Annotated in this window: 40 protein-coding genes; 23 read left to right on the top strand and 17 right to left on the bottom strand. The window is 64.5% G+C overall.

The window, feature by feature from the left end; all coding sequences use genetic code 11:
• Positions 1 to 191: 191 nt before the first annotated feature.
• The 17 genes from E8M83_RS00280 to E8M83_RS00345 all read right to left on the bottom strand — a co-directional run bounded on the left by E8M83_RS00280 (position 192) and on the right by E8M83_RS00345 (position 8,751).
• The gene (locus E8M83_RS00280; protein ID WP_137171396.1) at positions 192 to 1,250 is read right to left on the bottom strand and encodes a tyrosine-type recombinase/integrase; all 1,059 of its coding nucleotides are present in this window, start codon (positions 1,248 to 1,250) and stop codon (positions 192 to 194) included.
• 10 nt (positions 1,251 to 1,260) lie between these two features.
• The gene (locus tag E8M83_RS00285) at positions 1,261 to 1,521 is read right to left on the bottom strand and encodes a DUF4224 domain-containing protein (protein ID WP_137171397.1); all 261 of its coding nucleotides are present in this window, start codon (positions 1,519 to 1,521) and stop codon (positions 1,261 to 1,263) included.
• A complete protein-coding gene (locus tag E8M83_RS00290; RefSeq protein ID WP_137171398.1) occupies positions 1,518 to 1,709 on the bottom strand; it encodes a hypothetical protein in 192 nt (63 codons plus the stop codon). Before E8M83_RS00290 ends, E8M83_RS00285 begins: the two co-directional genes overlap by 4 nt.
• Positions 1,706 to 2,233 (bottom strand): hypothetical protein, encoded by a 528-nt coding sequence (locus E8M83_RS00295; protein ID WP_137171399.1) that lies wholly within the window; start codon positions 2,231 to 2,233, stop codon positions 1,706 to 1,708. The genes E8M83_RS00290 and E8M83_RS00295 overlap by 4 nt, the downstream gene beginning before the upstream one ends.
• The gene (locus E8M83_RS00300) at positions 2,226 to 3,521 is read right to left on the bottom strand and encodes a hypothetical protein (RefSeq protein WP_137171400.1); all 1,296 of its coding nucleotides are present in this window, start codon (positions 3,519 to 3,521) and stop codon (positions 2,226 to 2,228) included. Before E8M83_RS00300 ends, E8M83_RS00295 begins: the two co-directional genes overlap by 8 nt.
• Positions 3,518 to 4,507, bottom strand: coding sequence for a hypothetical protein (locus E8M83_RS00305; RefSeq protein ID WP_137171401.1), 990 nt, complete (start codon positions 4,505 to 4,507; stop codon positions 3,518 to 3,520). The genes E8M83_RS00300 and E8M83_RS00305 overlap by 4 nt, the downstream gene beginning before the upstream one ends.
• On the bottom strand, positions 4,504 to 4,701 hold the full coding sequence (locus tag E8M83_RS00310) for a hypothetical protein (protein ID WP_137171402.1): 198 nt from the start codon (positions 4,699 to 4,701) through the stop codon (positions 4,504 to 4,506). Before E8M83_RS00310 ends, E8M83_RS00305 begins: the two co-directional genes overlap by 4 nt.
• Positions 4,698 to 4,826: a hypothetical protein gene (locus E8M83_RS26405; RefSeq protein ID WP_267874150.1), complete on the bottom strand. Its 129-nt coding sequence runs from the start codon at positions 4,824 to 4,826 to the stop codon at positions 4,698 to 4,700. The genes E8M83_RS00310 and E8M83_RS26405 overlap by 4 nt, the downstream gene beginning before the upstream one ends.
• A gap of 97 nt (positions 4,827 to 4,923) precedes the next feature.
• On the bottom strand, positions 4,924 to 5,310 hold the full coding sequence (locus tag E8M83_RS00315) for a hypothetical protein (protein WP_137171403.1): 387 nt from the start codon (positions 5,308 to 5,310) through the stop codon (positions 4,924 to 4,926).
• Positions 5,307 to 5,480: a hypothetical protein gene (locus E8M83_RS25830; RefSeq protein ID WP_170976635.1), complete on the bottom strand. Its 174-nt coding sequence runs from the start codon at positions 5,478 to 5,480 to the stop codon at positions 5,307 to 5,309. Before E8M83_RS25830 ends, E8M83_RS00315 begins: the two co-directional genes overlap by 4 nt.
• A 34-nt stretch (positions 5,481 to 5,514) precedes the next feature.
• Positions 5,515 to 5,652, bottom strand: a complete 138-nt coding sequence (locus E8M83_RS25835) for a hypothetical protein (RefSeq protein WP_170976636.1) — start codon at positions 5,650 to 5,652, stop codon at positions 5,515 to 5,517.
• Between the two features lie 9 nt (positions 5,653 to 5,661).
• Positions 5,662 to 6,135, bottom strand: coding sequence for a hypothetical protein (locus E8M83_RS00320; RefSeq protein ID WP_137171404.1), 474 nt, complete (start codon positions 6,133 to 6,135; stop codon positions 5,662 to 5,664).
• Entirely contained in the window at positions 6,132 to 6,341 is a 210-nt protein-coding gene (locus E8M83_RS00325; RefSeq protein ID WP_137171405.1) for a hypothetical protein, read from the bottom strand. The genes E8M83_RS00320 and E8M83_RS00325 overlap by 4 nt, the downstream gene beginning before the upstream one ends.
• 329 nt (positions 6,342 to 6,670) lie before the next feature.
• The gene (locus E8M83_RS00330) at positions 6,671 to 7,093 is read right to left on the bottom strand and encodes a type II toxin-antitoxin system PemK/MazF family toxin (protein ID WP_137171406.1); all 423 of its coding nucleotides are present in this window, start codon (positions 7,091 to 7,093) and stop codon (positions 6,671 to 6,673) included.
• Between the two features lie 82 nt (positions 7,094 to 7,175).
• Positions 7,176 to 7,694, bottom strand: coding sequence for a hypothetical protein (locus E8M83_RS00335; RefSeq protein ID WP_137171407.1), 519 nt, complete (start codon positions 7,692 to 7,694; stop codon positions 7,176 to 7,178).
• A 23-nt stretch (positions 7,695 to 7,717) separates the two neighbouring features.
• Entirely contained in the window at positions 7,718 to 7,906 is a 189-nt protein-coding gene (locus E8M83_RS00340) for a hypothetical protein (protein ID WP_137171408.1), read from the bottom strand.
• 95 nt (positions 7,907 to 8,001) lie between these two features.
• Complete coding sequence (locus E8M83_RS00345) at positions 8,002 to 8,751, bottom strand: S24 family peptidase (RefSeq protein ID WP_137171409.1); 750 nt, start codon at positions 8,749 to 8,751, stop codon at positions 8,002 to 8,004.
• A 94-nt stretch (positions 8,752 to 8,845) separates the two neighbouring features.
• On the opposite strand from E8M83_RS00345, the gene E8M83_RS00350 reads away from it, so the two are divergent.
• From E8M83_RS00350 to E8M83_RS00455, 23 genes are all read left to right on the top strand, one after another.
• A complete protein-coding gene (locus E8M83_RS00350; protein WP_137171410.1) occupies positions 8,846 to 9,046 on the top strand; it encodes a helix-turn-helix domain-containing protein in 201 nt (66 codons plus the stop codon).
• A gap of 70 nt (positions 9,047 to 9,116) precedes the next feature.
• Positions 9,117 to 9,554 carry a phage regulatory CII family protein gene (locus tag E8M83_RS00355; protein ID WP_137171411.1) on the top strand — a complete coding sequence of 146 codons (438 nt, stop codon included), beginning with the start codon at positions 9,117 to 9,119 and terminating at the stop codon, positions 9,552 to 9,554.
• A 23-nt stretch (positions 9,555 to 9,577) separates the two neighbouring features.
• Positions 9,578 to 9,907 carry a hypothetical protein gene (locus E8M83_RS00360; RefSeq protein WP_137171412.1) on the top strand — a complete coding sequence of 110 codons (330 nt, stop codon included), beginning with the start codon at positions 9,578 to 9,580 and terminating at the stop codon, positions 9,905 to 9,907.
• Positions 9,904 to 10,158, top strand: coding sequence for a hypothetical protein (locus tag E8M83_RS00365; protein WP_137171413.1), 255 nt, complete (start codon positions 9,904 to 9,906; stop codon positions 10,156 to 10,158). Before E8M83_RS00360 ends, E8M83_RS00365 begins: the two co-directional genes overlap by 4 nt.
• A gap of 1 nt (position 10,159) precedes the next feature.
• Positions 10,160 to 11,089 carry a hypothetical protein gene (locus E8M83_RS00370; RefSeq protein ID WP_137171414.1) on the top strand — a complete coding sequence of 310 codons (930 nt, stop codon included), beginning with the start codon at positions 10,160 to 10,162 and terminating at the stop codon, positions 11,087 to 11,089.
• Positions 11,074 to 11,856 (top strand): ATP-binding protein, encoded by a 783-nt coding sequence (locus E8M83_RS00375; RefSeq protein WP_137171415.1) that lies wholly within the window; start codon positions 11,074 to 11,076, stop codon positions 11,854 to 11,856. Before E8M83_RS00370 ends, E8M83_RS00375 begins: the two co-directional genes overlap by 16 nt.
• Entirely contained in the window at positions 11,853 to 12,071 is a 219-nt protein-coding gene (locus tag E8M83_RS26160) for a hypothetical protein (RefSeq protein WP_137171416.1), read from the top strand. Before E8M83_RS00375 ends, E8M83_RS26160 begins: the two co-directional genes overlap by 4 nt.
• Positions 12,068 to 12,940, top strand: a complete 873-nt coding sequence (locus E8M83_RS00385; protein ID WP_137171417.1) for a site-specific DNA-methyltransferase — start codon at positions 12,068 to 12,070, stop codon at positions 12,938 to 12,940. The genes E8M83_RS26160 and E8M83_RS00385 overlap by 4 nt, the downstream gene beginning before the upstream one ends.
• The gene (locus tag E8M83_RS26035) at positions 12,937 to 13,443 is read left to right on the top strand and encodes a nuclease domain-containing protein (RefSeq protein ID WP_206077404.1); all 507 of its coding nucleotides are present in this window, start codon (positions 12,937 to 12,939) and stop codon (positions 13,441 to 13,443) included. Before E8M83_RS00385 ends, E8M83_RS26035 begins: the two co-directional genes overlap by 4 nt.
• Positions 13,440 to 13,799 carry a RusA family crossover junction endodeoxyribonuclease gene (locus tag E8M83_RS00395; protein WP_170976637.1) on the top strand — a complete coding sequence of 120 codons (360 nt, stop codon included), beginning with the start codon at positions 13,440 to 13,442 and terminating at the stop codon, positions 13,797 to 13,799. Before E8M83_RS26035 ends, E8M83_RS00395 begins: the two co-directional genes overlap by 4 nt.
• Positions 13,799 to 14,401 (top strand): hypothetical protein, encoded by a 603-nt coding sequence (locus tag E8M83_RS00400; protein ID WP_137171419.1) that lies wholly within the window; start codon positions 13,799 to 13,801, stop codon positions 14,399 to 14,401. Before E8M83_RS00395 ends, E8M83_RS00400 begins: the two co-directional genes overlap by 1 nt.
• Positions 14,398 to 14,607 (top strand): hypothetical protein, encoded by a 210-nt coding sequence (locus tag E8M83_RS00405; protein WP_137171420.1) that lies wholly within the window; start codon positions 14,398 to 14,400, stop codon positions 14,605 to 14,607. The genes E8M83_RS00400 and E8M83_RS00405 overlap by 4 nt, the downstream gene beginning before the upstream one ends.
• A 65-nt stretch (positions 14,608 to 14,672) precedes the next feature.
• The gene (locus E8M83_RS00410) at positions 14,673 to 15,098 is read left to right on the top strand and encodes a hypothetical protein (RefSeq protein ID WP_137171421.1); all 426 of its coding nucleotides are present in this window, start codon (positions 14,673 to 14,675) and stop codon (positions 15,096 to 15,098) included.
• A gap of 220 nt (positions 15,099 to 15,318) precedes the next feature.
• Complete coding sequence (locus tag E8M83_RS25840) at positions 15,319 to 15,456, top strand: hypothetical protein (RefSeq protein WP_170976638.1); 138 nt, start codon at positions 15,319 to 15,321, stop codon at positions 15,454 to 15,456.
• A 91-nt stretch (positions 15,457 to 15,547) separates the two neighbouring features.
• Positions 15,548 to 15,763 (top strand): hypothetical protein, encoded by a 216-nt coding sequence (locus tag E8M83_RS00415; protein ID WP_137171422.1) that lies wholly within the window; start codon positions 15,548 to 15,550, stop codon positions 15,761 to 15,763.
• Positions 15,760 to 16,080 carry an HNH endonuclease gene (locus E8M83_RS00420; protein WP_137171423.1) on the top strand — a complete coding sequence of 107 codons (321 nt, stop codon included), beginning with the start codon at positions 15,760 to 15,762 and terminating at the stop codon, positions 16,078 to 16,080. The genes E8M83_RS00415 and E8M83_RS00420 overlap by 4 nt, the downstream gene beginning before the upstream one ends.
• Positions 16,034 to 16,366, top strand: coding sequence for a hypothetical protein (locus tag E8M83_RS00425; RefSeq protein WP_137171424.1), 333 nt, complete (start codon positions 16,034 to 16,036; stop codon positions 16,364 to 16,366). The genes E8M83_RS00420 and E8M83_RS00425 overlap by 47 nt, the downstream gene beginning before the upstream one ends.
• Positions 16,367 to 16,564: 198 nt before the next feature.
• Positions 16,565 to 16,768, top strand: coding sequence for a hypothetical protein (locus E8M83_RS00430; protein ID WP_137171425.1), 204 nt, complete (start codon positions 16,565 to 16,567; stop codon positions 16,766 to 16,768).
• Positions 16,769 to 16,778: 10 nt separating this feature from the next.
• On the top strand, positions 16,779 to 18,458 hold the full coding sequence (locus E8M83_RS00435) for a terminase large subunit (RefSeq protein ID WP_137171426.1): 1,680 nt from the start codon (positions 16,779 to 16,781) through the stop codon (positions 18,456 to 18,458).
• Positions 18,458 to 19,765, top strand: coding sequence for a phage portal protein (locus E8M83_RS00440; protein WP_137171427.1), 1,308 nt, complete (start codon positions 18,458 to 18,460; stop codon positions 19,763 to 19,765). Before E8M83_RS00435 ends, E8M83_RS00440 begins: the two co-directional genes overlap by 1 nt.
• The gene (locus tag E8M83_RS00445; protein WP_170976639.1) at positions 19,716 to 20,465 is read left to right on the top strand and encodes a head maturation protease, ClpP-related; all 750 of its coding nucleotides are present in this window, start codon (positions 19,716 to 19,718) and stop codon (positions 20,463 to 20,465) included. Before E8M83_RS00440 ends, E8M83_RS00445 begins: the two co-directional genes overlap by 50 nt.
• Positions 20,466 to 20,556: 91 nt before the next feature.
• On the top strand, positions 20,557 to 21,804 hold the full coding sequence (locus tag E8M83_RS00450) for a phage major capsid protein (RefSeq protein WP_137171429.1): 1,248 nt from the start codon (positions 20,557 to 20,559) through the stop codon (positions 21,802 to 21,804).
• A 45-nt stretch (positions 21,805 to 21,849) separates the two neighbouring features.
• Complete coding sequence (locus E8M83_RS00455) at positions 21,850 to 22,182, top strand: hypothetical protein (RefSeq protein ID WP_137171430.1); 333 nt, start codon at positions 21,850 to 21,852, stop codon at positions 22,180 to 22,182.
• The last annotated feature ends 2 nt before the right edge of the window (positions 22,183 to 22,184 follow it).

The raw sequence follows: 22,184 nt of genomic DNA on the forward strand, positions 1-22,184 counted from the left end.
AGTCTTGAAAACTGCCGACGGTGTGAGCCGTTCGTGAGTTCGAATCTCACCGCTTCCGCCAGTTTTCACGATCAAGCCGTTGATTTTCGACGGCTTTTTTGTTTCTGCGAACCGGAATTTTCGGTGCTGGTTTTTACAATTTTCAGCCATCATTTTACAAGTTGCGGAGACGATCTCCGCAACTCCCGCCCCTATCTCGTCGGCTTGACGAGCTCCCCGACCCTCCGGTAGACCTTCTGCGTGATCTGCTTATCCGTGTGTCCAAGCAGCTTGCTCGCGTCGTCCAGGCTGGCAATTTCGCTCGCTGCCTTGGGCCTGATATCGCGAAACTGGAATGCCCTGATGCGCCGCGCCAGGTCCTCGCTGCGGGCTTTATCGGCCAGGGCGGCGGCCGCCGTGCGCGCTGCTTCGAATCGATCCCGAAGCATCTTCGCCGTCAACGCCTGGCCTTCCTCGGTGCACACGAGCGCGCCGCTCATCGCCTTCACCGGCCGCGCCATCAGTCGATCCACGCATGCCCCTAACTGAGTAGGCTGGCCATCGACATGCAGGCGGATCCGCAGCGCGTGCCGCGTCTTGTTCTGGAGCACGTGCAGTTCATCGTTCTTGATGTCGACCGCGCGCATCTTCAGGACGTCTGCCGGCCGCTGGCCCGAGAGGTAGGCGAGGTCCATCGCGTCGCGCAGCGCCTGGCTGCCGGCGAGGTGCACCGCGTCCCAGACGTCGGCCTCTGCGTAGTAGTCGCGCGGCGCTTCCTTGTTCTTCCGCACCCCGCGGCACGGGTTGTCCTTCTGGGTGAATCCCCACTCGCGCGCCATGTTGAAGACGTGGGAGAGGAGGGCGATCTCACGGTTCGCCCGGACTGGAGCCGACCGCGCATCGCGGTAGCGTGCGATATGCTGTGGCAGGATCGCATCGATCGGAGCCGGGTCGAACACGGCGCGCAGCTTCGACAGGCAGAGCATGTTCTCGCGCTGCGTCGACGGCTTCTTCTTCGGTAGGATGTCTCGCACGTACTGGTCGAACACATACTTCATCAGCGATGCATCCGACGGCGTCTCGGCGCACTCGAGCTCGGCCCATTTTCGTTTTGCGGCCACCAGGTCGGTCCCCAGCGGGATCTCGATCCGCCGGCCGTCCGGACCTCGCCCGTTATAGTAATAGCCGATCCAGACCTTGCCGGACTTCAGTGTCTTTTTTCGCGCAAGCATGCGCGGTGGCAATTTCTTGCCACTCGTTTTCGGTCTCATTGCCTACCTGTTATTGAACCTTCGAGAAGTCAGGCTGCCAGCCGCCCGCGTCCGCTGGCGCCGCCAATAGCGCCGGGTTGATGCCAGCCAGCTTCAGTCGAGCATACAGCCGCCCGATGATCGGGACGCCGGCGCGGTTCTGGATGAAAAGCCATCCGTTGCGCGTCAGCCACTCGATCTGATCGCCCGCGCGCTTACATCCGGAGATATCACTCACCTCGTCGGCCGTCAGCGTCTCGGACGGGATGGCCAGTTCAAATATTGCGCTCATGCGCTGCCTCCATTCTTAATATTGCGCGCTAATCCTTGGTAGCACTTGCTGTGAAACGCGCGCTTCTCCAGGCGCCCGCCGCCCGGCACCGGCGCGCGAACATACTGCTGGCCAGCCTGAACGGTCAGGCCGCAGAAGGCGCAGCGGTGGTCGCGCCGCGCGGTGTGCGTGATGCTGTCGAGGGTCACTGGACACCTCCGGCCACCGCGCGCCGCGCCCGATCCGTCGCCACCGCATCGCGCTGGCCCTGGCGGAACTGCTCGGCGGTGTAGGCTGGAACCTCCTGGCCGTCGATCATGCCGAGGCCCAGCGAGTCCGGCAGCGGTGGCAGAGCTTCGTCGTCCACCTCAGCTCTCTTCGAGCTCTCTGCATTCTCTCTTTCGTGCACATGCTTAAGAGAGGGCTCAGCAGGGCGAGAAGCAAGGGCGGCGCGCGCCACGGCAACGCCGGCGGCGAAGGCTTCGGCCTGGTCGCACACGGCGCCAGTGCTATACAGGCCATCGCCGATATACACCGCCGACTCGCCGCGCTGCGACATCCAGCGCTCAAACTCGTGACGCACGTCCACCTCGGGCGCGGTGCTGGGCGATGGCGGGGTGGCGCGCACTTCTTTGCCGCATACGCCGCCGCCACAGGCGCACGAACCGCCGCGCCGGTAGCAGTTGCGGTCATGCGTGTAACCGCCGCCCATTCCTTTTGAAGTATCAGCCATTTGATTCGCTCCCTTCCTGGCCGCCGTCGAGCTGGGCGGCGCGCTTGGCATCGGGGTAGCAGCCATGGGTCTTGTAGAACTTGGCCTCGTATTCCGACCTGAACCACTTGCTCGATGCAATGCCCCAGGCTTCATCGGTCTTGATTTGGCCGCAATCCTGGCAGACCACATGCGTATAGAGAGCCGTCGTGTTTCGGTGCGAGCACGACGCTTCCGGCGCACCGGCGGCGCTCATCGAGCTATCCGGAATTTTCGGAGAGCTGCCGGGGTCGGTAGGGGCGGCGGCGATCATGGCGCAATAGATCAATCCAATGCTGTTCACAGGGTCGTAGCGCATCTTCTGGCCGATGTAGGTCATCTGGTCAGTCGGTTCATCCGGCACCAGCTTCCAGTCGGCCAGCGCGCCAGGTGCTGCGGCTTGCTGGGCGCGCTTAAGGTCGCCCATCAAATCCCACGCCTCATGCTTCGACAGGAAGTCGTGCAGAGGCTTGTAGAAGGGCGCTTGCTGGGCGAACAGCAGCTCGCGCGCGGCCTCGTCCTTTCGCCCCAGCGCCTCCCAGTACGCGGCCTCGGCGCGGTCATAGGCATCGTGCTTGCGGTCGCCGATGTGCAGCAGGGCGCGCAACTCGTCATCCTTCCAATACGTGCCGCCCTCATCCTCGGGCGCGCCGGATTTGCTCCAGCCGATGCAGTCCGAGAACGGGTCTTCGGAGCTTTGGCCGAGGATCACGGCGAGCGCTTCTTCGCGGCCCTGTGCGCGGTAGTCGAGCGGGGTAAGCGCCGGTGCGCCTTGGGACTGAGCGGCGAGGGCCTTCTTTGCAATTGCAGCAGCGCAACCGCTGTCCATGTCAGCTATTTCGGCCAGTGCCGCCCGATATCCCTGTGCGCCGCTCTCTGCATGCTGGGCGGCTGGTGGGTGCTTGTAGAGCTTGGTTCCGACAGGCAGCAGCACGTCGATTTCGTCGTTGTAGCCATCTCGCGAGTATTTATCGGTGACGCACGCCACCGGCTCGGCTTGCGGCGCCTCGCCCTCTGGCTGGGCGTGGCGAGCAAGGGTGATCAGGGCCAGCACGGCGGCAGGGTTGGCGGCTGCGATGAATGCTGCGTCGGGGGTCCTGTTATCGCCGTAGACATCGGCCAATGGGATAACGAACCCGTATGACTGGTCATCTTCGTCACTTACAGGCCCGATCGTGTAACTGCTGTCTTTTTTCCATGGACCCGGCGTTGCTGCGCGCGCCAGCGCTTCCAGGCGGTTCAGGTCAGGCAGTTCAGTTGGATTGCTCATTTCGATTCCCCTTTCGGTGCCCACAGCACAGCGCGCTCCTTGTCGATGACCTGATCAATCAGGTCCTTCGGCATCGGCTCGCCTTCGTAATGAGCTGCGTCCATGGCTTCAAGCACAGCCTCCGGCATGCGCTCGTGACCGTGCTGGCACAGCCAGCGATACCGCGCCGCGTCCAGTGCATCAGCGGCTGGCGCCTGCTGTACTACTGCTGGCGCAGCGGGGGCCGCAACGAAAGGCGGCTTCGCGTTGCGCATCGCGGCGTTCCACAGGCGCTTCGCGTGCCATGCCGGGTCATGGAAGTTGACGTCGCCGTTGTAGTTCGCTTGGACGTATTCGAGGAATCCGGGCGGCGGCGCGATGTCGTAGGTCCACGCCGAAGCGCCTTTGAGCGCGCTTTCGATCACCATAAGTGCACCCGGCACGTCCTGCGGCTGCGACCCATCAAGCAGTCGGCGCACGACGCGCAGCGAATCTTCCGGCACCGCTACCTGACCGGCTTGTGCCGCGACAGGGGCGGCGGCAAGCGTCTCTTTCACCTGACGGACCTTGCGCATTGCAGTGACGGCTCCGCGCGTAGGGATGGGAAGATCGTGGGCCCATGAGTAGACCTCGTCCAGGCTATCAATCAGCGCGACAACGTCGAGGCATACTAGGCCGACCAGGTCAGCGTGAGGCGCTGGCGCCGCGCCGGCTTCGACGATCTCCATCACCTGCACGCGCTCGTGCTTCTCGCCGGCGTGAGGGAAGGTGCTGCCGACCGGCCCCACAGTGCCGTGGTTCGCGCTGGTGAGCAGGATCGCCCAGGTGCGCGGCACGGCGGCGCGCGCCGGCAGGGCGTACAGCTTATCGCCGACCTGCGGCATGTTCTTGCGATCGAGCCAGCGCACGGACGGCTTGACGCCATCGACTCCATCAACGTAGCCCTGGAACTCGCCGACTGCGCGCGGCGCGGCGCCGGCGGCGCGGGTGATTGCTTGATCCATCATTTCTCTCCTCGATGTATGCGGCGCGCGGGCGGCGGCGCCAGTTTCTTTTTCAGTTTGTCGCGCTGGGCCTCGATCAGGCTGATCATCGCGTGTGCTTGGGCGATCTCGGCGCGCGCTGCGCCCAGCTCGTCGTACAGGTGGCGCGCCAGCCGCTCGGGGCACTGGTAGGTGACGCGCAGGGCTTCGAAGCTCACTTTCCGCGCGCTCCGAAAAGCTCGACCGCTTCGCGCTGCGCCAGGGCCTCATCGGCGCGCTGGACCTCGGCCACGATGATCAGGAACGCCAGCACGAAGGCCAGGGCCTGGCCGATCCGGCGCATCACAGCGGCCACCCGTTCACGATCGCCGCGGTGCAGGTGCCGACCAGGGCCAGGACCTTGGCGCATTGCCACTTGATGGCGCGGAGTTGGTGTTCGCTCATGGCCGGGCCGCCGTTTCTCGCGCCACTTCGCGCATGCCGCTGATCGCCTTTTCGGTGGCCGCCTTGATGCGGTCCAGGTGCAGCCGAGCTTCGAGGATCTTGGCCAGAGAGGTGCGCGCCAGGTCGTCCACTGGCACGGTGAACAGCGTGAGCAGCTCGAACTGTTCCGGCGCCTCGCGCACTATCTGCAGGCGCTCTTGCGTCTTGATCATGTCCCACAGGGGGAAATCCCGGTCGCGCGACCGGAATAGGTAGACGACGCTCGAGGCCGGCAGCGGCGTGCCGTCTTCGTCCCAATCCAGGCGGCGCGCGGCGGGCGGCATGTCGTCGACGCGGCGCTGCAGCGCGTCGGTATCCGGTGCTGGAAGGCTGGTGCTGGTCATTTTGTGGAGCTCCTCGGGCTGGCGTTGGCGAAAGACTTCTCGACGGCGGTCTCGCGCTGGTAGCGGCTCGACTGCGCATTGACGCGCGACTGGCGAACCGCCTCACGGTCGGCCGGCGTCATGGCGAGCCAGTCGGCGCTGGGCGCGCGGCGGCGTTTATTCGTGGCCATGTTCAATTCCTCCTGGTGCTGGGCGCGGGCCCGGTTAGAGTTCGACCATCACGGTGACGCCCAGGGCGCCATCGTCATAGGCAGCGTTTTGCAGATCCTCGGCATCGCCGATGGCGGTGTAGGAATAGGGCGGCGCGTCAGGCGCGGTGCGGACGGTGATGCGGAAGCACATGGCGGTTCCTCACTTCGTGGTTTTCGCCCGGGCGCCGGGCCGGCGGCGCGAAGTCGCGCGGGTTGGGTAGAGCGCGGCTGCTTCGTCGCGCTGCTCGGTCAGCATCTGGATCGCGGCCCGCGTGATCGCGGCCATGATCGCGGCATCGCGGTCTGGGTGTGCGCCGTAGTGCTCGGTGACGCCGCGGCGGCCGGTGCCGTAGCCGACTGTGACCGTGCATTCCTCGTAGTCGTGGCGAACGCTCAGCGCGTGCTTGATGGCCAGGGCGCCGGCATCTCGCTGGTTGCGGCGGAATGCTGGCAGCGGCGCTGGCGCGAAGCCGCACCAGCGCCCCTCCCGGTACGGCTCGCGCTGCTCGTACAGTGGGGAATCGCGCCACACAACGCTCGGTTTGCGGACGACGATCTTCCTGTCTAGGAGTAGCAGCTCGATCTCTTCGTCGATCGCCTGGGACAGGTATTCGGTGTCGTACTGCTGGGTCATGCCGGCACCTCGCCGCTGTCGGCTGGGGATGCCTGCTTCGCAGCTGCGGCCATTTGCTCGATTCGCTCGAGCACGTCGTGAGGCTGCATGCCCACAACGAACGACAGCTTGATGATCAGCGCGATGAAGCGCTCGTCGCCTGCTTCGCGCGATGCCATGACCGTGGCGGCCATCTGCCCGAGCTGCTCCGTGGTGTATTTGCCCATACTTTTCTCCAGTTCATCCGGCGCCCTGCTGGGCTCGGTTGCGATGGAGCTATCTTAAGTCAACTTAAGATACAAGGCAAGTGAGCTTAAGAAAATATTTTAAGTTTACTTAACACGACGGCCGACAAAAAGCCCCGTCGTGCGGGGCAGTATTAAAGGACTGATGTGTTGAGCTTGAGGTGGAAGTGCTTGACTGAAAAAGCAAGGGCCCCAACGAATGGGGCCCAGTAGACGCTACACTGGATTGCAATCTCCTATGTGCAACGGCCTCTTTCGAGGACTTTAGCCCGATGCTTGAAGCAGAGCGGGAACATTATTAGTGTAACTTGTTAACCGTTTTTGGTCAAATGGCCCAACCCGATGCCGTGTGCCATCGCGCGCAAAATACATTCCAAATCAGCCGCAGAGACAACTCTATCATCATAGATGCGCACGCCTTTAGCATCCTTGCCGCGATGCATCAATGTCAGGCGCCTGAAGGATAGTGTGTAGACCATGTCCGCCTTAACCCAATGGTATGGGGAGTCGTACGGTGCTGGTAGCACGGGATCGGTCTCAAGGCGGTAATGAAACGGACATTCTGGACGGGGAGGCGTGGTGCTCAAGGGTACGACTGTGCATAGATTGCCACGCGTGCGAAATCGAGGAGATACAACGATGGCGGGGCGGCGCTTGGTCATCTCAGGCTCCTCCAGGAAGCTGAAATCGCAAATAACAATTGCGCCTTGTTGCGGGTGATGCTTGATAGCCATTTAGCTAGAACTGTCCCATTTTCGGTTGAGTAGCGGGCCGTCAGGCAGGGCTTGAAATTGCTTCAGCCTGGCGAGGGCGCTGTCACAATACGGTCTTGCCATTCACGGTTAGCTGCTGGATCTCGCCGGTCGACACTGACCCGATGCAGCTGGCCGACATCGGCACCGGCGCGCCGAACCCATTCTTGAAGTGGAACGAGCCGCGCTGCCAAGCGAAATAGAACTCGTCGCCCTTGCCGAAATTCTTGACGTAGGGAGGCGTCTCCGCTTCGCCGTATTCGGCCAGGCCGGCGATGCGCTGCTGGCAGGCGAGCAGGGCGGCCGACACCTTCCGCGCATGCAGCTGGGCTTCGCTCGGCACCACGACCGAATACACCAGGTAGCCGGCCAGCCCGATCACGACCCCAAAGACCGCCAGAATGAGCCACTGCTTCGCGCCCTGGATGCGCTGCGCATTCGCCGCAGCGCGGTTCGCGCGCGCCTCCTTTTCCCGCAGTTCACGCAGGAACGGCGGATTCAGGTGCGTCTGGCACAGTGGGCAGTTGATCAGGTCAGGGACCGTGATGTTGGCCTTGCAGCCTGGGCACTCAACAGCGGCCATGTGTCGGTTCTCGCGGCAGTAGGTTAGAAGGGCAGTTCCGAATCATCGTAGGCGGGCCGGTCGAGGTCGATCACCTCCAGGTCGAGCGCATCCACACTGAGCGACGCCAGTAGCGGGCCCGCGTCGAAGGTCGAGTATGAAGGAACGGTGCCCGGCTGTGTGCTGACAAGGACAATCGGAAGCCCGGGGTAGTGCGGCTGCAGGCGCAGCATCAGCTGATCTCCAACGCCCGGCCGGACGTAGCTCGAGTGCGGCAGCGCGACGACAATCCGCGCGCCCCTGAACTCGACGATCGAGCACTCGATCTTCACAGCCGCCCACGCAGGCGGCGGCCTGGCTGGTAGACCACCTGGCCGATGATGCTGATCTGCCCGCTTCTGGCATTCACGTCTCCAAACTCGTCGTTCAGCGAGTGCAAATACCAGTCGCCATTGCGCTTGATCAGCTGCTTGACGCAGCAGTCGCCATCGAAGTTGAGTGCGTAGAGCTCGCGATGCACTGGCGATTTCTGGCGGGTGTCGACCACGATCACGTCGTCTTCGAACATGAGCGGCTCCATGCTTCGGCCGCGCACGCGAATGGCCAGCAGCTCGTGTGGGACGAGCTTGTCCTCCTCGATGACCTCGGCTGGAACGTGCAACACCCCGCCATCCTCCAGGTCAGGCTCAGTTTCAAAGCGCGTGACGCCGGCCTGCAGCCGCAATTTCACGAGGCGCACTGGCACGGTCTCAGGCTCGTCGCCGATTCGAATGTGGGCGGCCGGCGTAATGAACGGATCTTCGTATTGATGCGCGGGTGCTGCGGCCTTCTGCGTCGGCGCTGGCGCTGGCTCTGCCTGCCCGTCACCGGTCTCCAGCCACAGGGCGTCGACGTGCAGATACTCGCCCAGAAGGCGCGCTTTCGATGCGCCAATCCCATTCGTGTCAGTAAGCCAATAGTTCACCGACGTCGCCGAGCTGTTCGCAGCGCGCGCGAGATCGGCTGGGCGAATCTCGCGCCCTTGGCGCTTCGACTCTTCCGACATAGCCCATTTGAGGCGTTCTGACAATAGTTTCATAAAGCTAGCTTAACAAATATTTTCTTAAGTTGGCTTGCGTCCTGTCTTAAGTTGACTTAAGATACGCCTCAAGCCACCTTAAGAAAGCAAGAAGATGAACGACTCACAACGGATTGATGCCATGGGCGGAACCGCCAAGGTTGCAGCGCTGTGCAAAGTCTCTATGGCAGCGGTATCGCAGTGGCGGGATTACGGCATTCCTGACGCGCGGCGCATGTACTTAGAGCTGAAATTCCCTCACGTGTTCCCGCCAGCGGAAAAGCCGAAGCGCCGCAAGGCTGACCGGGTCGATTGATTGAAGTTTCCATAACCGCATTGTCGCGCCATAAATATTTCCACGCATCATTTGTTCTCAGGAATCGCACATGAACTACAAGGACGCCTTCCACCGTACCGTGCACGAAGCCCCAGGCGGCTGCGAGGCTCTGGCCGTGCGGCTGGGCTACACCGCCGGCCTTCTGCGCAATAAGGCAAACCCGAACAGCACCACGAACGTCCTGACGATGGACGATGCGTCGCGCGTGATGGAGCTCACCCAAAACTTCGATGTGCTGCACGCTCTGGCGCGCCAGCACGGCTTCGTGTGCACGAAACTCGACGAGGCGCCGGCCTGCGATATGGCAGTGCTCGAGTCGGTGACCGGGCTGTGGGCGGCGCTGGGCGGGTTCGGCAGCGAGATCCATCAGGCGCTGGCCGATGGCCAGGTCGACGCGAAAGAGGTGGCCGCCGTCGATAAGAAGATGTTCGCCGTGCTGCAGGAGGCGATGCAGCTGCGCTCACGCTTCAAAGGGATGGCTCAGTGATGACGCGCCGCTACCAACCCCATATGCGCCTCGCCATCTTGGGCGCGCTCGAAGCCGGGCACCAGCGCACCGAGGAAATCAGCGCCCACACTGGCCTGTCGACGCGCGACGTCTGCACGCGGCTGTGCTACCTGCGCGGCCAGGGCCTGGTCAACAGCGTCCGCGCGCCTGCTGCACACGGCGGCACCGTCAACATCTGGCGCATGGGCCCGGCCGACCTCGACGAGACGTACTCGCAGTCCGACGAGCGCCAGGTCGTGATCAGCACCAAATACCCAACCCTGGGCCTGCGCGACCCGCTGGTGGCTGCCCTGTTCGGCGCGCCGGCCGCAACCTCGATGGTGATCGCATGAGGCACTGCGTCGCCATCCAAGACTGGCTCGGCCACCACGGCGAGCCGCTGCATCCCGAGAGCATGCAGTTCACCACCAGGCCGGCCAAGAGCTGCCGCGGTTGCCTGTTCGCCGGCCAGCACGCATCGATCTGCGATCGCGCCTGCCAGGTCGCCGAGCGCGCGGAGCTGGAGCACTGCGAGCGCGGCGTGATCTACATCGCGAAGCCGGTCGACACCCGCCAGCTTCCGCTGGTAGAGAAAGGCCACTGATATGGCAGGCGAATGGATCAAGGTGCGCACGAACCTGTGGGACGACCCGCGCATCGGCCAGCTGTGCGAGCTGACGGGGCAGGGCGAAGCCGCTGTCATCGGCGGCCTGTACTGGCTGTGGGCCACCGCAGACGAACACTCGGCCGACGGCCAGCTGCACGGCATGACCGTCCGGACCATCGATCGCAAGACCGGAATCGCGGGCCTCGGCCAGGCGCTGGTAACGATCGGATGGCTGAACGATAACGCTGATGGCGTTACCGTCGCGCGATTCGACGAGCACAACGGCGCATCGGCAAAGACCCGCGCACAGACGGCGAAGCGTGTCGCGAACCATAAGAGTAACGCGAAGGTAACGCAAGCATCGTTACCGAAATCGGATGAGTCCGTTAGTGGTGCGTTACCTAGAGAAGATAAGAGAAGAGAAGAAGGAGAGAAGGACAAAACCACCACCGACGCGAGCGCGCCGGCGGCGGGCGGCGGCGGTCCTGCCGACCCGGACGACTTCCTGCCGCCTGGCGCGGCGCCGCTGCCTCCGCGCCAGGACCTGCCGGAGCCCACCAGCCCGGCTGTCGCGATCGCCGTCGCGCTGCGCCCGCTCGGCGTCACCGCCACCTCGATGAACCCAATCGTCATCGGCTGGGCTGATCGCGAGGTGCCGCTCGAGCTGCTGGTCGAAGCGGTGCGCGTGGCCCGGGAGCACAAGGGCGACGAGAGCATCCCGCCGCAGTACCTGGCGCCGATCGTGGAGCGCCTGCTGAACCCGGCCGAGCGCCGCACCGCGCCGCGCCAGCCGGTCGTCAACGAGAAATTCAACTTCTCGCACCTGGACCGCTCCGGCGACCAGCGCGCGATGGAGGAGAGCATGCAACGCCACGGCATCACGACGCCGGGCCCTGACGAGGAGATCGAATTTTGCAAACCGAACTAACCCACATCGCGGGCGCCCTGGGCAGCTTCGGCGCCCACGTGGAGACCGCCGCCGGATCGTGCGACACGCACGGCGCGGCCGAGGTGCTGGTGCGTAAGGGCTCGCCCTGGCACTGCCCGAAGTGCCTCGAAGCGAAGATGGCCGCCGAGCAGCACCTGCAGTGGATGGCGGCCCGCAGCGCCGACCTGATGCACGCGGCGACCATTCCGGCGAAGTACATCGGCCAGCGCTTCATCGCGACCACCGAGGAGCAGCGCGCGGTACGCAAGACGGTGAAGCTGTTCAGCGACTTCATCCTCAAGAGCGCGACCTGGGCCGCGCTGATCCTGGTCGGCAAGACCGGCACCGGCAAGACGCTGTTGGCGTGCGAGCTGGCCCAGGCCTTGATGGCGTCGGCGGCCCGCTCGATCCGCTACATCACGGCGGCCGGAATGGTCAGTGAGATCCAGGCGACGTACGGCCGCGAGGGTAAGAGCGAGGAGACGGAGATCGCTCGCTTCGTGCAGTTCGACGTCCTGATCCTCGACGAGATCGACGCGATCCGCAACACGGACAACGCCTCGCTGCTGCTGACCGAGATCGTGAACCGCCGCTACAACGCCAACAAGCCGGTGATCGTGATCAGCAACCAGCCCTTCGACCACCTGGGCCGCTACGTCGGCGAGCGAGTGCACAGCCGCCTGCACGAGAACTCGTTCAGCTGCGCGCTGAACTGGGGCGATGCGCGGCGCGTGCGCCAGCCGGCCGGCGAGGGGGCTGCAGCATGACCCGCGAACACGACCCCTGCGCCATGTGCGAGCGCTTCACGATCGCCGGCCGCACCGACCTGCCGCCTGGCCACGGCTGGTGCACGGCATGGAACGAGCCAAAGCCCTGGAACGGCCAGATCGGCGTGCTGCTCAAGGAAGCGAAGGACCGGGCGCCGAGGGCGCGGTATGTGGCGCAGCAGCTCGAACAACAACAAGAATTGGAGAAAGCGTGAATAACGAGATCCTCTTTGGCGACTGCCGAGTTAGCCTACGCGCTATGGCTGCAGCCGGCGTGCGGGTGCAGACCTGCGTGACCAGCCCGCCATACTTTTGGCAGCGCGATTACGGAGTGGACGGACAGATGGGGCATGAGGAAACCACCGGCCAGTTTGTTTCGGCGCTGGTAGACACCTTCAGCGCTGTCCGCGATGTACTTGCCGATGATGGAACGTTTTGGCTAAACCTTGGCGACTCGTATTACAGCGGGAATGGTCAGCCAAAGGGTAGCGACCCGCGCAGTAAATCGCGCGACTGGATGCGGCAAAAGGTTCGCCCTCTTGATGTGCCGGGGATGGGAGTTCCTAAGAAATCGTTACTGGGGCTGCCTTGGCAAGTCGCAATGGCCTTGCAGGCAGATGGGTGGGTGGTACGCGCAGACATTATCTGGTGCCGCGAAACGGCATTCCCCGAGCCATCCGTGAAGGATCGGCCGCATAGGCAGCACGAATACGTTTTCTTATTGTCGAAGTCGCGTCGGTATTACTTCGACCGTGCAGCATTGCCGGAAGAAAGTGTTTGGCATATCCCGCACGAACGAGGACTGCGCGGGCATAACGCCGCTTTTCCCCGCGAACTGGTGCGCCGCTGTATCTTGGCTGGAAGCCGTCCGGGTGAAGTCGTTCTTGATCCGTTCATGGGCAGCGGTACCACTGCCGCTGTGGCAATCGAGCACGGCCGCCAGTTCATCGGCTGCGAGCTGAATCCCGACTACAAGCCGTTGCAGGACGAGCGCATCGCTGGCGCCCGGCTCGCGGTGAGTGACGCAAAGGCCGCAATTCAGCACGCCGCTGCACAGATTTCGCTGCTCGGGGAGGCCGCATGATCCGCACCCCCATCGCCCGCACTGGCACCCTCAAGCAGGGCAAGCCGCTCGAGCGCAGGACGCCGATGGCGCGCGGCACCGGCTTCAAGACGCCGGCCGCCGGCGCCGGCCTGCTCCGCGTCGCCGCGGTGAATGCGAAAGCCACGTTCCCGCTCAAGCGGGAGCCGAAGGCGCGCAAGCCGATGAAGAAGTCGCGCGCCAAGTCGACGCCGGCCCGGCGCGCCGCGCGCGGCCGCGACTGCACCCTGGCGCTGCCGGGCGTCTGCAACCGCGACCCGGCCACCACGGTGCTGTGTCACTCCAACCGACTGGATCACGGCAAGGGCATGGGCCTGAAAGCGCCGGACACCGCCGCGTGCTTCGGCTGCAGCGACTGCCACGACGTGCTGGACGGGCGCCGGCCGCTGCCGGCCTGGATGACGCGCCAGCAGCTGGAAGACACGTTCGACCGCGCCCGCGCCATCACCCAGGCACAACTGAAGCTCGAAGGAATAGTCGCTTGATCACCCTGACCCTACCCATCCCGCCGACGATCAACCACTACTACGGCCAGCGCCCGCGTGGTGGGCGATACATCAAGCCGGCCGGGATTGCATTCCGCGCCGCGGTGGCCGAGATCGTCGCCGCCGCCCAGGTCGAACCGCTGCTCGGGCGCGTGTCGCTGTTCGCTGCGATCCACCCGGCCGACCGCCGCCGCCAGGACATCGACAACCGCGCCAAGTCGCTGCAGGACGCGCTGACCGCCGCCGGCGTGTGGCTGGACGACGAGCAGATAGACGAACTGCACCTGGTGCGCCGCGAGGTCGTGCGCGGCGGGCTGGTGCGCATCGTGATCACCGAAATGAAGGAGGCTGCCTGATGGCAAAGCATAAAGTCGCGGAGCGCCAGATCGCTCGCATCCTGGCGCTGGTCGAGCACGAGGCGCTGTCGGCGATCGAGATTTCGGCGCGCCTGTTCCTGAGCGTGACGTCGGTCGGCCGCTTCGTCGCGCGCCTGCTGGCGGAGCCGCTGCGGGCCCGGCGCCTGTACATCGCCGGCTGGCGCGACGGCGTGCCGATCAACCGCCCGACCCGGCTACTGCGCGCCGGGTGCCAGCGCGACGTGGAATACGTGCCGATGGCGAAGCGCAAGGGACGCAACCCGCTGCATGTCGAGGCTGACCGCAAACGCGCCGAGATCCTCGAGTTGCTGGTGATGCCGCAGACCTCGCAGCAACTGGCTGCCCGAGTTGGCTTGACGCCCAACCGGGTCAACGACATCCTGCGCCAGTACCGCGCCGCCGGCCAGGTGCACATCAAGGCCTGGATGCTGCCTGTCTATCGGGGCAGCCAGTCGGCCGTCTATGCCCTGGGCAATCTGCCCGACAAACCTCGGGTGCGTGATGCCCGGCGCAAGTCCCGCACGGCTCGGCCGTCGGCGTTCGCCCCCGCAATCGGCGCGCTCATGGGGATGCAGCCATGATGCCCGGCCACCTGGTGATGCGCCTCCTGCTATTCGGCGCCGTTGGCCTGCTGCTGCACATCGAGGGCGTCACGGCAGGCGATCCGGCCTTGTGGTTCGCCTTCCTGGGCATGGCGGTGGCGCTGATGCTGGGCTACGACAAGGGCTGCAATGACGCGCGCGAGCAACAGCGCGGCGGCTCGGTCGACAATTCCGAAAATCATTAAATTCAGCCCGGAAATTTCTTGACTGCATGTGCTACGCTCGCTCGGTCGTCTTTCAGGAGAACCCCATGACCACCGCAACGCTCGGCTTTTTTGCTGGCTCAAACCTCCGCCGAGCGCCCAAGGCGGCGGTCTCACAATCCACCGTTCGCACTGTCGATCCGTACGCTGAATGCATGGCGTGCTGGGTTGATTACATGCGCATGCCCAACCTCGATCTCACGCCGCGCGGCATGAAGCTGGTCGGCGACGCTCTGCCCGACGTCGACGTGCACGACGCCCAGTACATCGCCGACCTGCGGATGGGCGAGGCCGTCAACGCCATGGTGGATAGCCTGGTCATGATTCATCGCTGGGCCATCTACAAGAGCCAAGGCATCGCCTCGGCATGGCGCTTCTCCAACGCGCGCTACGAGGATGTGCTGATGGAGGCGCGCGACGAACTGGAGAAGAAGTTGCGCACGAATGTTGCAACTCGGCTGTATTGGGCGTAAACTCCTGCGCATGGGTGTCCTCGCACGCCTAAAGAAAAGCCCGGATCGCAAATCGACCGGGCTTTTTCTGTTTACCGCCCACTTGCGCAGATAGCCTTGGGGCTGGTCGCCTCGCTGCCGTAAGCAGCCCCCGAGTCTCCTCGATCAGCTCCGACGCTGGTCTTTTCGCCGCCCCTCGCAGCAATGCGCCGGACGGCTTTTTCTTTTCCAAAGGTGCGCGATGAAGACCTTCTACCTGATGCAGGAGAAGTCCGGCCGTCTGTTCATTGATGAGACCCAGCACGAAGAGTGCGAGGTCATCGAGACGGTCGAGGCGCGCACCTGGCTTGAGGCGCGCGCGAAGTTTGCGGGAGCATGAGCATGAGCATGAGTGTCGAGCAAGAGCTGGCATGGCTGCGCTACACGGTGCAGCGCCACCGCGACCAGGCCGCCCAGGTGCATCCATGAGCATGGCCAAGACTCACTACCGCCATCTGATCGTGCGCGCCGTCACCGGCAACCGTCCGGCGATGGTCTGGCGCGTGATCGACGGCACCGCCCTGGATCGCATCTGTGAGCGCCTGGTTGAAGCTGAGCGCGTCGCCGAGATCCTGCAGGCGAAGGGCTACGGCAAGCCGGGCCTGCTGCTGCACGAGGTTGCGGCCCTGGTGCCAGACGCACCATGAGCCGCCTCACCACCCTCAGGTCTCGCCTGCGAACCAGCACCGCCCGCCTGCCCACCCTGACCGAGCGACCGAACGTGGTCGAGCGGAAGCGCGGCTATGCCGGCGTGCTGGACCGCAAGCGCATCCGTGCGCGCGACTGCGGCCTGTGCCAGGAATGCAAGCGTCAGGGCCGCACCACCATCGGCCATCCGGTCGACCACATTGTCCCGCTCTGGGCCGGAGGAACTGATGACGACAGCAATAAAGAAACTCTTTGCGTACCTTGCCACGATGCTAAGACTGCGCTCGAAGCCAGGCAGCGCGCTCGAGGCGCTTGACATGCAGGTGGCCCGGCTGACCCTTCAGCCTGGCGATGCGGTCGTGATCTCGACCGAGAGACTGCTCACATCTCACCAGGCCAACGTCATCCGCGAGCATATGTCGCGGCGGCTACCTGCCGACGTCCAGGCCATCGTATTGTCAGGCGGACTGGCGATGACGGTGCTGCGCCAGGGCGACTCGACCACGGCCGACCACCTCACACCCGTCTGCCTCGCGGTCGATCACCGCGCCGCCCCGGCAGCCCCGCAGCCCCCGCCCACGCGGTCGGTGCGCTGCCCATAGGGCAGGGGGGGGGCATCAAAGTGCACGCGCCCTGGGTGCAGACACCGACCTGTACCGCACGCGCAAAAAAATCCCCCCTTTCAAATCGGAATTCAAATGGCTGGAGTTAAAGGACGCAGCGGCGGCGCCCGCGCTGGCGCTGGCCGGAAGCCGAAACCCGAGAACGCCGGGGCTGAATATGCCCCCTCGACGGCGGGCATGACACCACTCGACGCGCTCGAGACCTTCATGAACGACCCGGCGCTGCCGGCCGCGCTGCGGCTCAAGGCCGCCGGCCTGGCGGCGCCGTTCCGCCACAAGAAAATGGGCGAGGGCAAGCCGGACCCGAAGACGGACCCGGCCGGCCAGCCGAGCGGCAGGTTCGCAGCACGGACCGGCCCGCCTGGGGCTGTGAAGCATTAGGAGTTGACGAATGGATTACACGACGGCGTGTCCAGACTGGGAGCGCCGGATCGTGGCGCGGGAGTCGCTGATTGCGACCCCGCCATTGTTTCCCGATGTGGCGGCCGACGCCTGGGCCATTTGCAGCAGTTTCATCCTGGTAGATGTCGCAGGCCAGCCTACCGTGGGCGAAGCCTCGCTACCTTGGCTGCGCGAGTTCGTCGAGGCGGTGTTCGGTGCCGAAGACCCGGAGACAGGCCGGCGCCACATCAACGAGATACTGCTCATGGTGAGCAAGAAGAACGCCAAGAGCACGATCGCGGCGGCCATCATGCTGTGCGCGTTGATCATGAACTGGCGCCCATCGGCCGAGTTGCTGATTCTCAGCCCGACCAAAAAAATCGCTGACAACAGCTACAAGCCGATCCGCGACATGATCAAGGCCGATCCGGAGCTGGAAGCACTCCTGTCGGTTCAGGACTACAACCGTAAAATCACGCACAAGCAAACCAGTGCGACGCTTCAGGTGGTTGCTGCTGAAAGTGACACGGTCTCCGGTGTAAAAGCGTCCTTCGTTTTCGTAGACGAGTTGCACGAATTTGGGAGGAAGGCGCATGCTTCGAACATGCTGCTCGAGGCAACCGGCGGCCTGACTTCGCGGCCTGAGGGCTTTGTAATTTACGCAACTACGCAGTCGGCCGAGCCGCCGGCAGGCGTATTCAAGACCAAGCTGGACTACGCGCGCAAGGTGCGCGACGGCAAGGTGGACGACCGCAAATTCCTGCCCGTGATCTATGAGTTCCCCGACGAGATGATCGCGGCCAAGGCCTACGAGAACCTGGAAAACGCCTTCGTCACCAACCCGAACTGGGGCGCCTCGGTGGATATCGAGCGCATCACGCAGTTGCGGAGCCAGGCGAAGGAGTCGGGCGAGCAGGAATTCAAAGAGTTCTTGGCCAAGCATTTGAACGTCGAGATCGGCCTGAACCTGCGGTCGGACCGCTGGGCCGGCGCCGACTTCTGGGAAGCTGCCGCTGACCGTTCCATCACACTGGATACGCTGCTCGAGCGGTCCGAGGTGGCGGTCGTCGGTATCGACGGCGGCGGCCTGGACGACTTGCTGGGCCTATCGGTCCTGGGGCGCGAGCGCGACACCGGCAAATGGCTCCTCTGGTGTCACGCCTGGGCGCACAAGATCGCGCTCGAGCGGCGTAAGGAAATCGCGCCGCGGCTGCTGGACTTCCAGCGCGAGGGCGACCTGACCATTGTGGCCCAGCCGGGCGACGACGTCATCGCGGTGGCGGACTTGATCTGCCACGTGCGCGACTCCGGGCTGCTGCCCGACGAGAAAGGAATCGGCGTTGACGCGGCCGGCATCGGCGCCGTCATCGACGAGCTCATGACTGCGGCGCGCGGCATCGACTACAAGCAGATCATCGCGATCTCCCAGGGCTACCGCCTGAACGGCGCGATCAAGGACACGGAGCGCAAGGTCGCCGGGCGCGAGCTGCTCCACGGCGGCCGCCCAATGATGGCCTGGTGCGTCGGCAACGCCCGCGTCGAGGATAAGGGCAATGCAATCCTGATCACGAAACAGGCCAGCGGCAAGGCCAAGATCGACCCTCTGATGTCCGCGTTCAGCGCGGTGTCGCTGATGGCGCTGAACCCCGTCGGGGCGGCGGCGCCGGAAATTCACGTATTGGACTTTTGATGACCGGACAACTGTTGAACCTGGAGAAAGCCAAGCACCGCTCAGGCGTGCTGGACTCCTGGATGGCCGGTCGCGAGGGGGCGATCGAGCGCGCCGGCCTGGTGGCGCTTGGGGAGAATTCGAGCGGCAGCTTGTCGATGGGCGAGTTGGCCAACCTGCTGGGCGCGGCGCACCGCTCGTCGTCCGGCTCCCAGGTGACGGCAGAGACCGGCATGCGCGTGTCGGCTGCATACGGTTGTATGTCGCTGGTCGCCGGCGCCATAGCCACGCTCCCGCTCGGAATCTACGAGCGAAAGGGCAACGACCGCGATTCCGCAGATCACGAATATTGGTGGATGCTGAATGAAAAGGCGAGCGATGGCTGGACGTCGGCCGCCGCCTGGGAGTCGATCATCCTGTCGAAGCTTTCGCATGGCGACGGCTTTGGCGAGTGGATTCGGCCCAGCCCGTTCAGCAATCGCGTCAGCGGGTGGAAGCCACTCAAGCGACACACGGTCCAGCCGTTTAAGGATGGCAAGGACGTCTACTACCGCATCACCCCGGACGATGGGCCGACCTATGTGCTTGACCGGGCTGACATCATTCACCTGCCGAGCCTGGGCTTCGACGGACTGACCAGTCCGAGCCCACTGACCTACGCGGCGCTGGAAGCGATCGGTACCGCGCTGGCGGCGCAGGAATACACCGGCCGGTTCCTCGCCGGCGGCGGCAACTTCGACTACGCGCTGAAAACCGCGTCGAAGTTGGACAAGACCCAGCTCGAGCAACTCAAGGCGTCGTTGATCGCGCGCGCGCAGAACGGCGGGCGCGGCCCTCTGATCCTGTCGGGCGGCCTGGAGCCGGCGCAGTTGAGCGTGAACTCGAAGGACGCGGAGATCCTGGCCACCCGGTTGTTCACGGTGGAGGAAATCTGCCGCATCTTCGGCGTGCCGCCATTCATGGTCGGGCACACCACCAAGACCACGTCATGGGGCTCGGGTATTTCCGAGATGGGCATGGGCTTCGTTCGCTATACCCTGCAGCGGCACCTGACGCCGATCGCGCAGGAAGTGAACAGCAAGCTGTGGCCTGTGCGCCAGCGCTACTTCGTCGAGCACATCACGGCCGCACTGGAGAAGGGCGACATCAAAGCCCGTTACGACGCCTACCGGACCGCGCTGGGCCGGGCTGGCGAGCAACCGTTCATGACCACCGATGAGATCCGCCGGCAGGAAAACCTGCCGCCAAATGCAACCCTGAACGTAAATGGAGGCCAGAGTGCCGAACAGCCTGACGAAACTCCTGGCGAGCAACAAGAAACGTCCTGAGCGCGTGCCGCAGTCGAAGATCGTCGCCAAGGATGGCGGCGACACCGAAATCTATATCTATGATGCGATCGTGGCCGACGAGGACACCGCGTACTGGTGGGGCGGCGTGTCGGCCGAGGCGCTGGTGCCCGAGATCCGCGCCATCAAGGGCGGCACGATCCGCCTGCGCATCAACAGCCCGGGCGGCGACGTGTTCGCAGCCCAGGCGATCTGCCAAGCCATTCGCGACACCGGCGCCAAGGTCGTCGCGCACATCGACGGCTATGCGGCCAGCGCCGCGACCGTGATTGCCACCGCCGCCGACGAGGTCGAGATCTCTGACGGCGGATTCTTTATGATCCACAACGCCTGGACCTGGACGATGGGCAACGCCAGCGACCTGACCGCGACGGCGACCCTCCTGTCGAAGGTTGACGCCTCGCTGGCCAGCCAGTACGCGAAGAAAAGCGGCATGAGCGTCGACGCCGTCAAGGCCGCCATGGATGCGGAGACCTGGTACACCGCCGACGAAGCCGTCGCCGCCGGCCTGGTCGACCGCATCGCAACCGGCGCCAAGGTCGAAGCATCGTGGGACCTGAGCGCCTACGCGAAGGCGCCGAAGCCGGCGCCGACCAACCAGATTGACCCGGTCGCCACCGACGAGCACCGCGCGCGCCAGCAGCAGCGGATCGCCACGATGGCCCGCCTCCAAGTTAGCTGACGCTCTCGCGCCACTAGACCAGCCACCTCCGGGTGGCTTTTTTTATGCCCAACGGCCGCGAGAGCGGACCAACCCCATCGAAAGGTTCTACATGACCAAGCTCGCACAACTGCGCGCCCAACGCGACACCGTGGCCAAGAAAGTCCACGACCTGAACAACAAGTACCCGGCTGACCAGCGCATGCCGGCGCCCGAGGCGGCCGAGTTGGACAAGTTCCTGGCCGAAGTCGAGGCGATCGATGGCGACATCGCGCGCGAGCAGCGCATCGCTCAGCTGGCCGGCGAGAACCCGGACAACCAGCACGACGAAGCACTGAAGGCGGCGTACCGCGCCGGCACCGGCGCCCCGGACGAGTCGGCCGCCCTGCGCGCGATGCTGTCGGGCGGCCTGTCGGCACTGTCGGCAGAGCAGCGCTCGGCCATGCAGGCCCGCGTGAACTCGGATATTCGCGCTGCGATGTCGACCACCACCGGCTCGGAAGGCGGCTATACCGTGGCGACCGAGTTCAGCAAGACGCTGATCCAGGCGATGAAGGCGGCCTACGCCGTCCGCAGCGTGGCTACCGGCTTCCAGACCTCGACCGGCGCCTCGATGCTGTTCCCGACTGCCGACTCGACCCAGGAAGAAGGCGAGATCGTTGGCCAGAATGCCAGTGCAACCGTCGGTGAAACCGCCTTTGGCCAAGCATCGATGGACGTGCACAAGTACTCGTCCAAGTCGATCGCGCTGCCGTTCGAGCTGCTGCAGGACTCGATGTTCAACGTCGAGGCCTACATTTCGTCGCTGCTGAACCTGCGTATCGGCCGCATCCACAACCGCCACCACACCGTGGGCACTGGCACCGCGCAACCGCGTGGCGTCGTCACCGCCTCCACCGCCGGCAAGGTCGGCGCCACCGGCCAGACCGTCACCGTGACCTACGACGACCTGGTGGACCTGGAGCACTCGGTCGATCCGTTCTACCGCCCGTCGGGCAAGTGGATGATGCACGACGACACCCTGAAGGCACTGCGCAAGCTGAAGGACACCCAAGGTCGTCCGATCTTCGTCCCTGGCTATGAGCAGGGCAACCCAGGCGGCGCGCCGGATCGCCTGCTTGGCCGCGAGATCGTCATCAACCAGCACATGCCAGTGATGGCCGCTAACGCGAAGTCGATCCTGTTCGGTGACTTCTCGAAGTACCTGATCCGCGACGTGATGGACACCACGCTGTTCCGCATGACCGACAGCGCGTACACCCTCAAGGGCCAGGTCGGCTTCGTCGCCTTCTGCCGCTCGGGCGCGAACATGGTCGACGTCGGCGGTGCGATCAAGTACTACCAGAACAGCGCGACCTAACCCACACGGCGGCCGGCCAGCCCGGCCGCCAACAGGAGAATCCAGATGGCAAAAGCAAAACAGCCTGGTTCGACTGGTGCCGAACAGGGTGCGCAGGACGAACAAAACAACCCGACGCCGGGCGATGGCGCCGCAGAGTCGCCAGCAGTTGCGCCGGCACCGCAGGCAGCGCCCGCTGATGTCGAGCCGAAAGCGCCGACCGCAGATGATCCGGTGCCGGCGGCGCTGGTCAAGGCCCGCGTGCTGGTCGCTGGCGCGTACGGCCAGTGCAACGACGTCGTCGAGGTCGACGCGGACACCGCGAAAGCGCTGCCCGATGTGCTCGATATCACGCCGGAAGCGGTCGCATACGCCGAATCGCTGGCGGCCGAGCAGTAATA

It is taken from the genome of Massilia sp. HP4 (assembly GCF_005222695.1).
GTDB lineage: Bacteria > Pseudomonadota > Gammaproteobacteria > Burkholderiales > Burkholderiaceae_D > Telluria.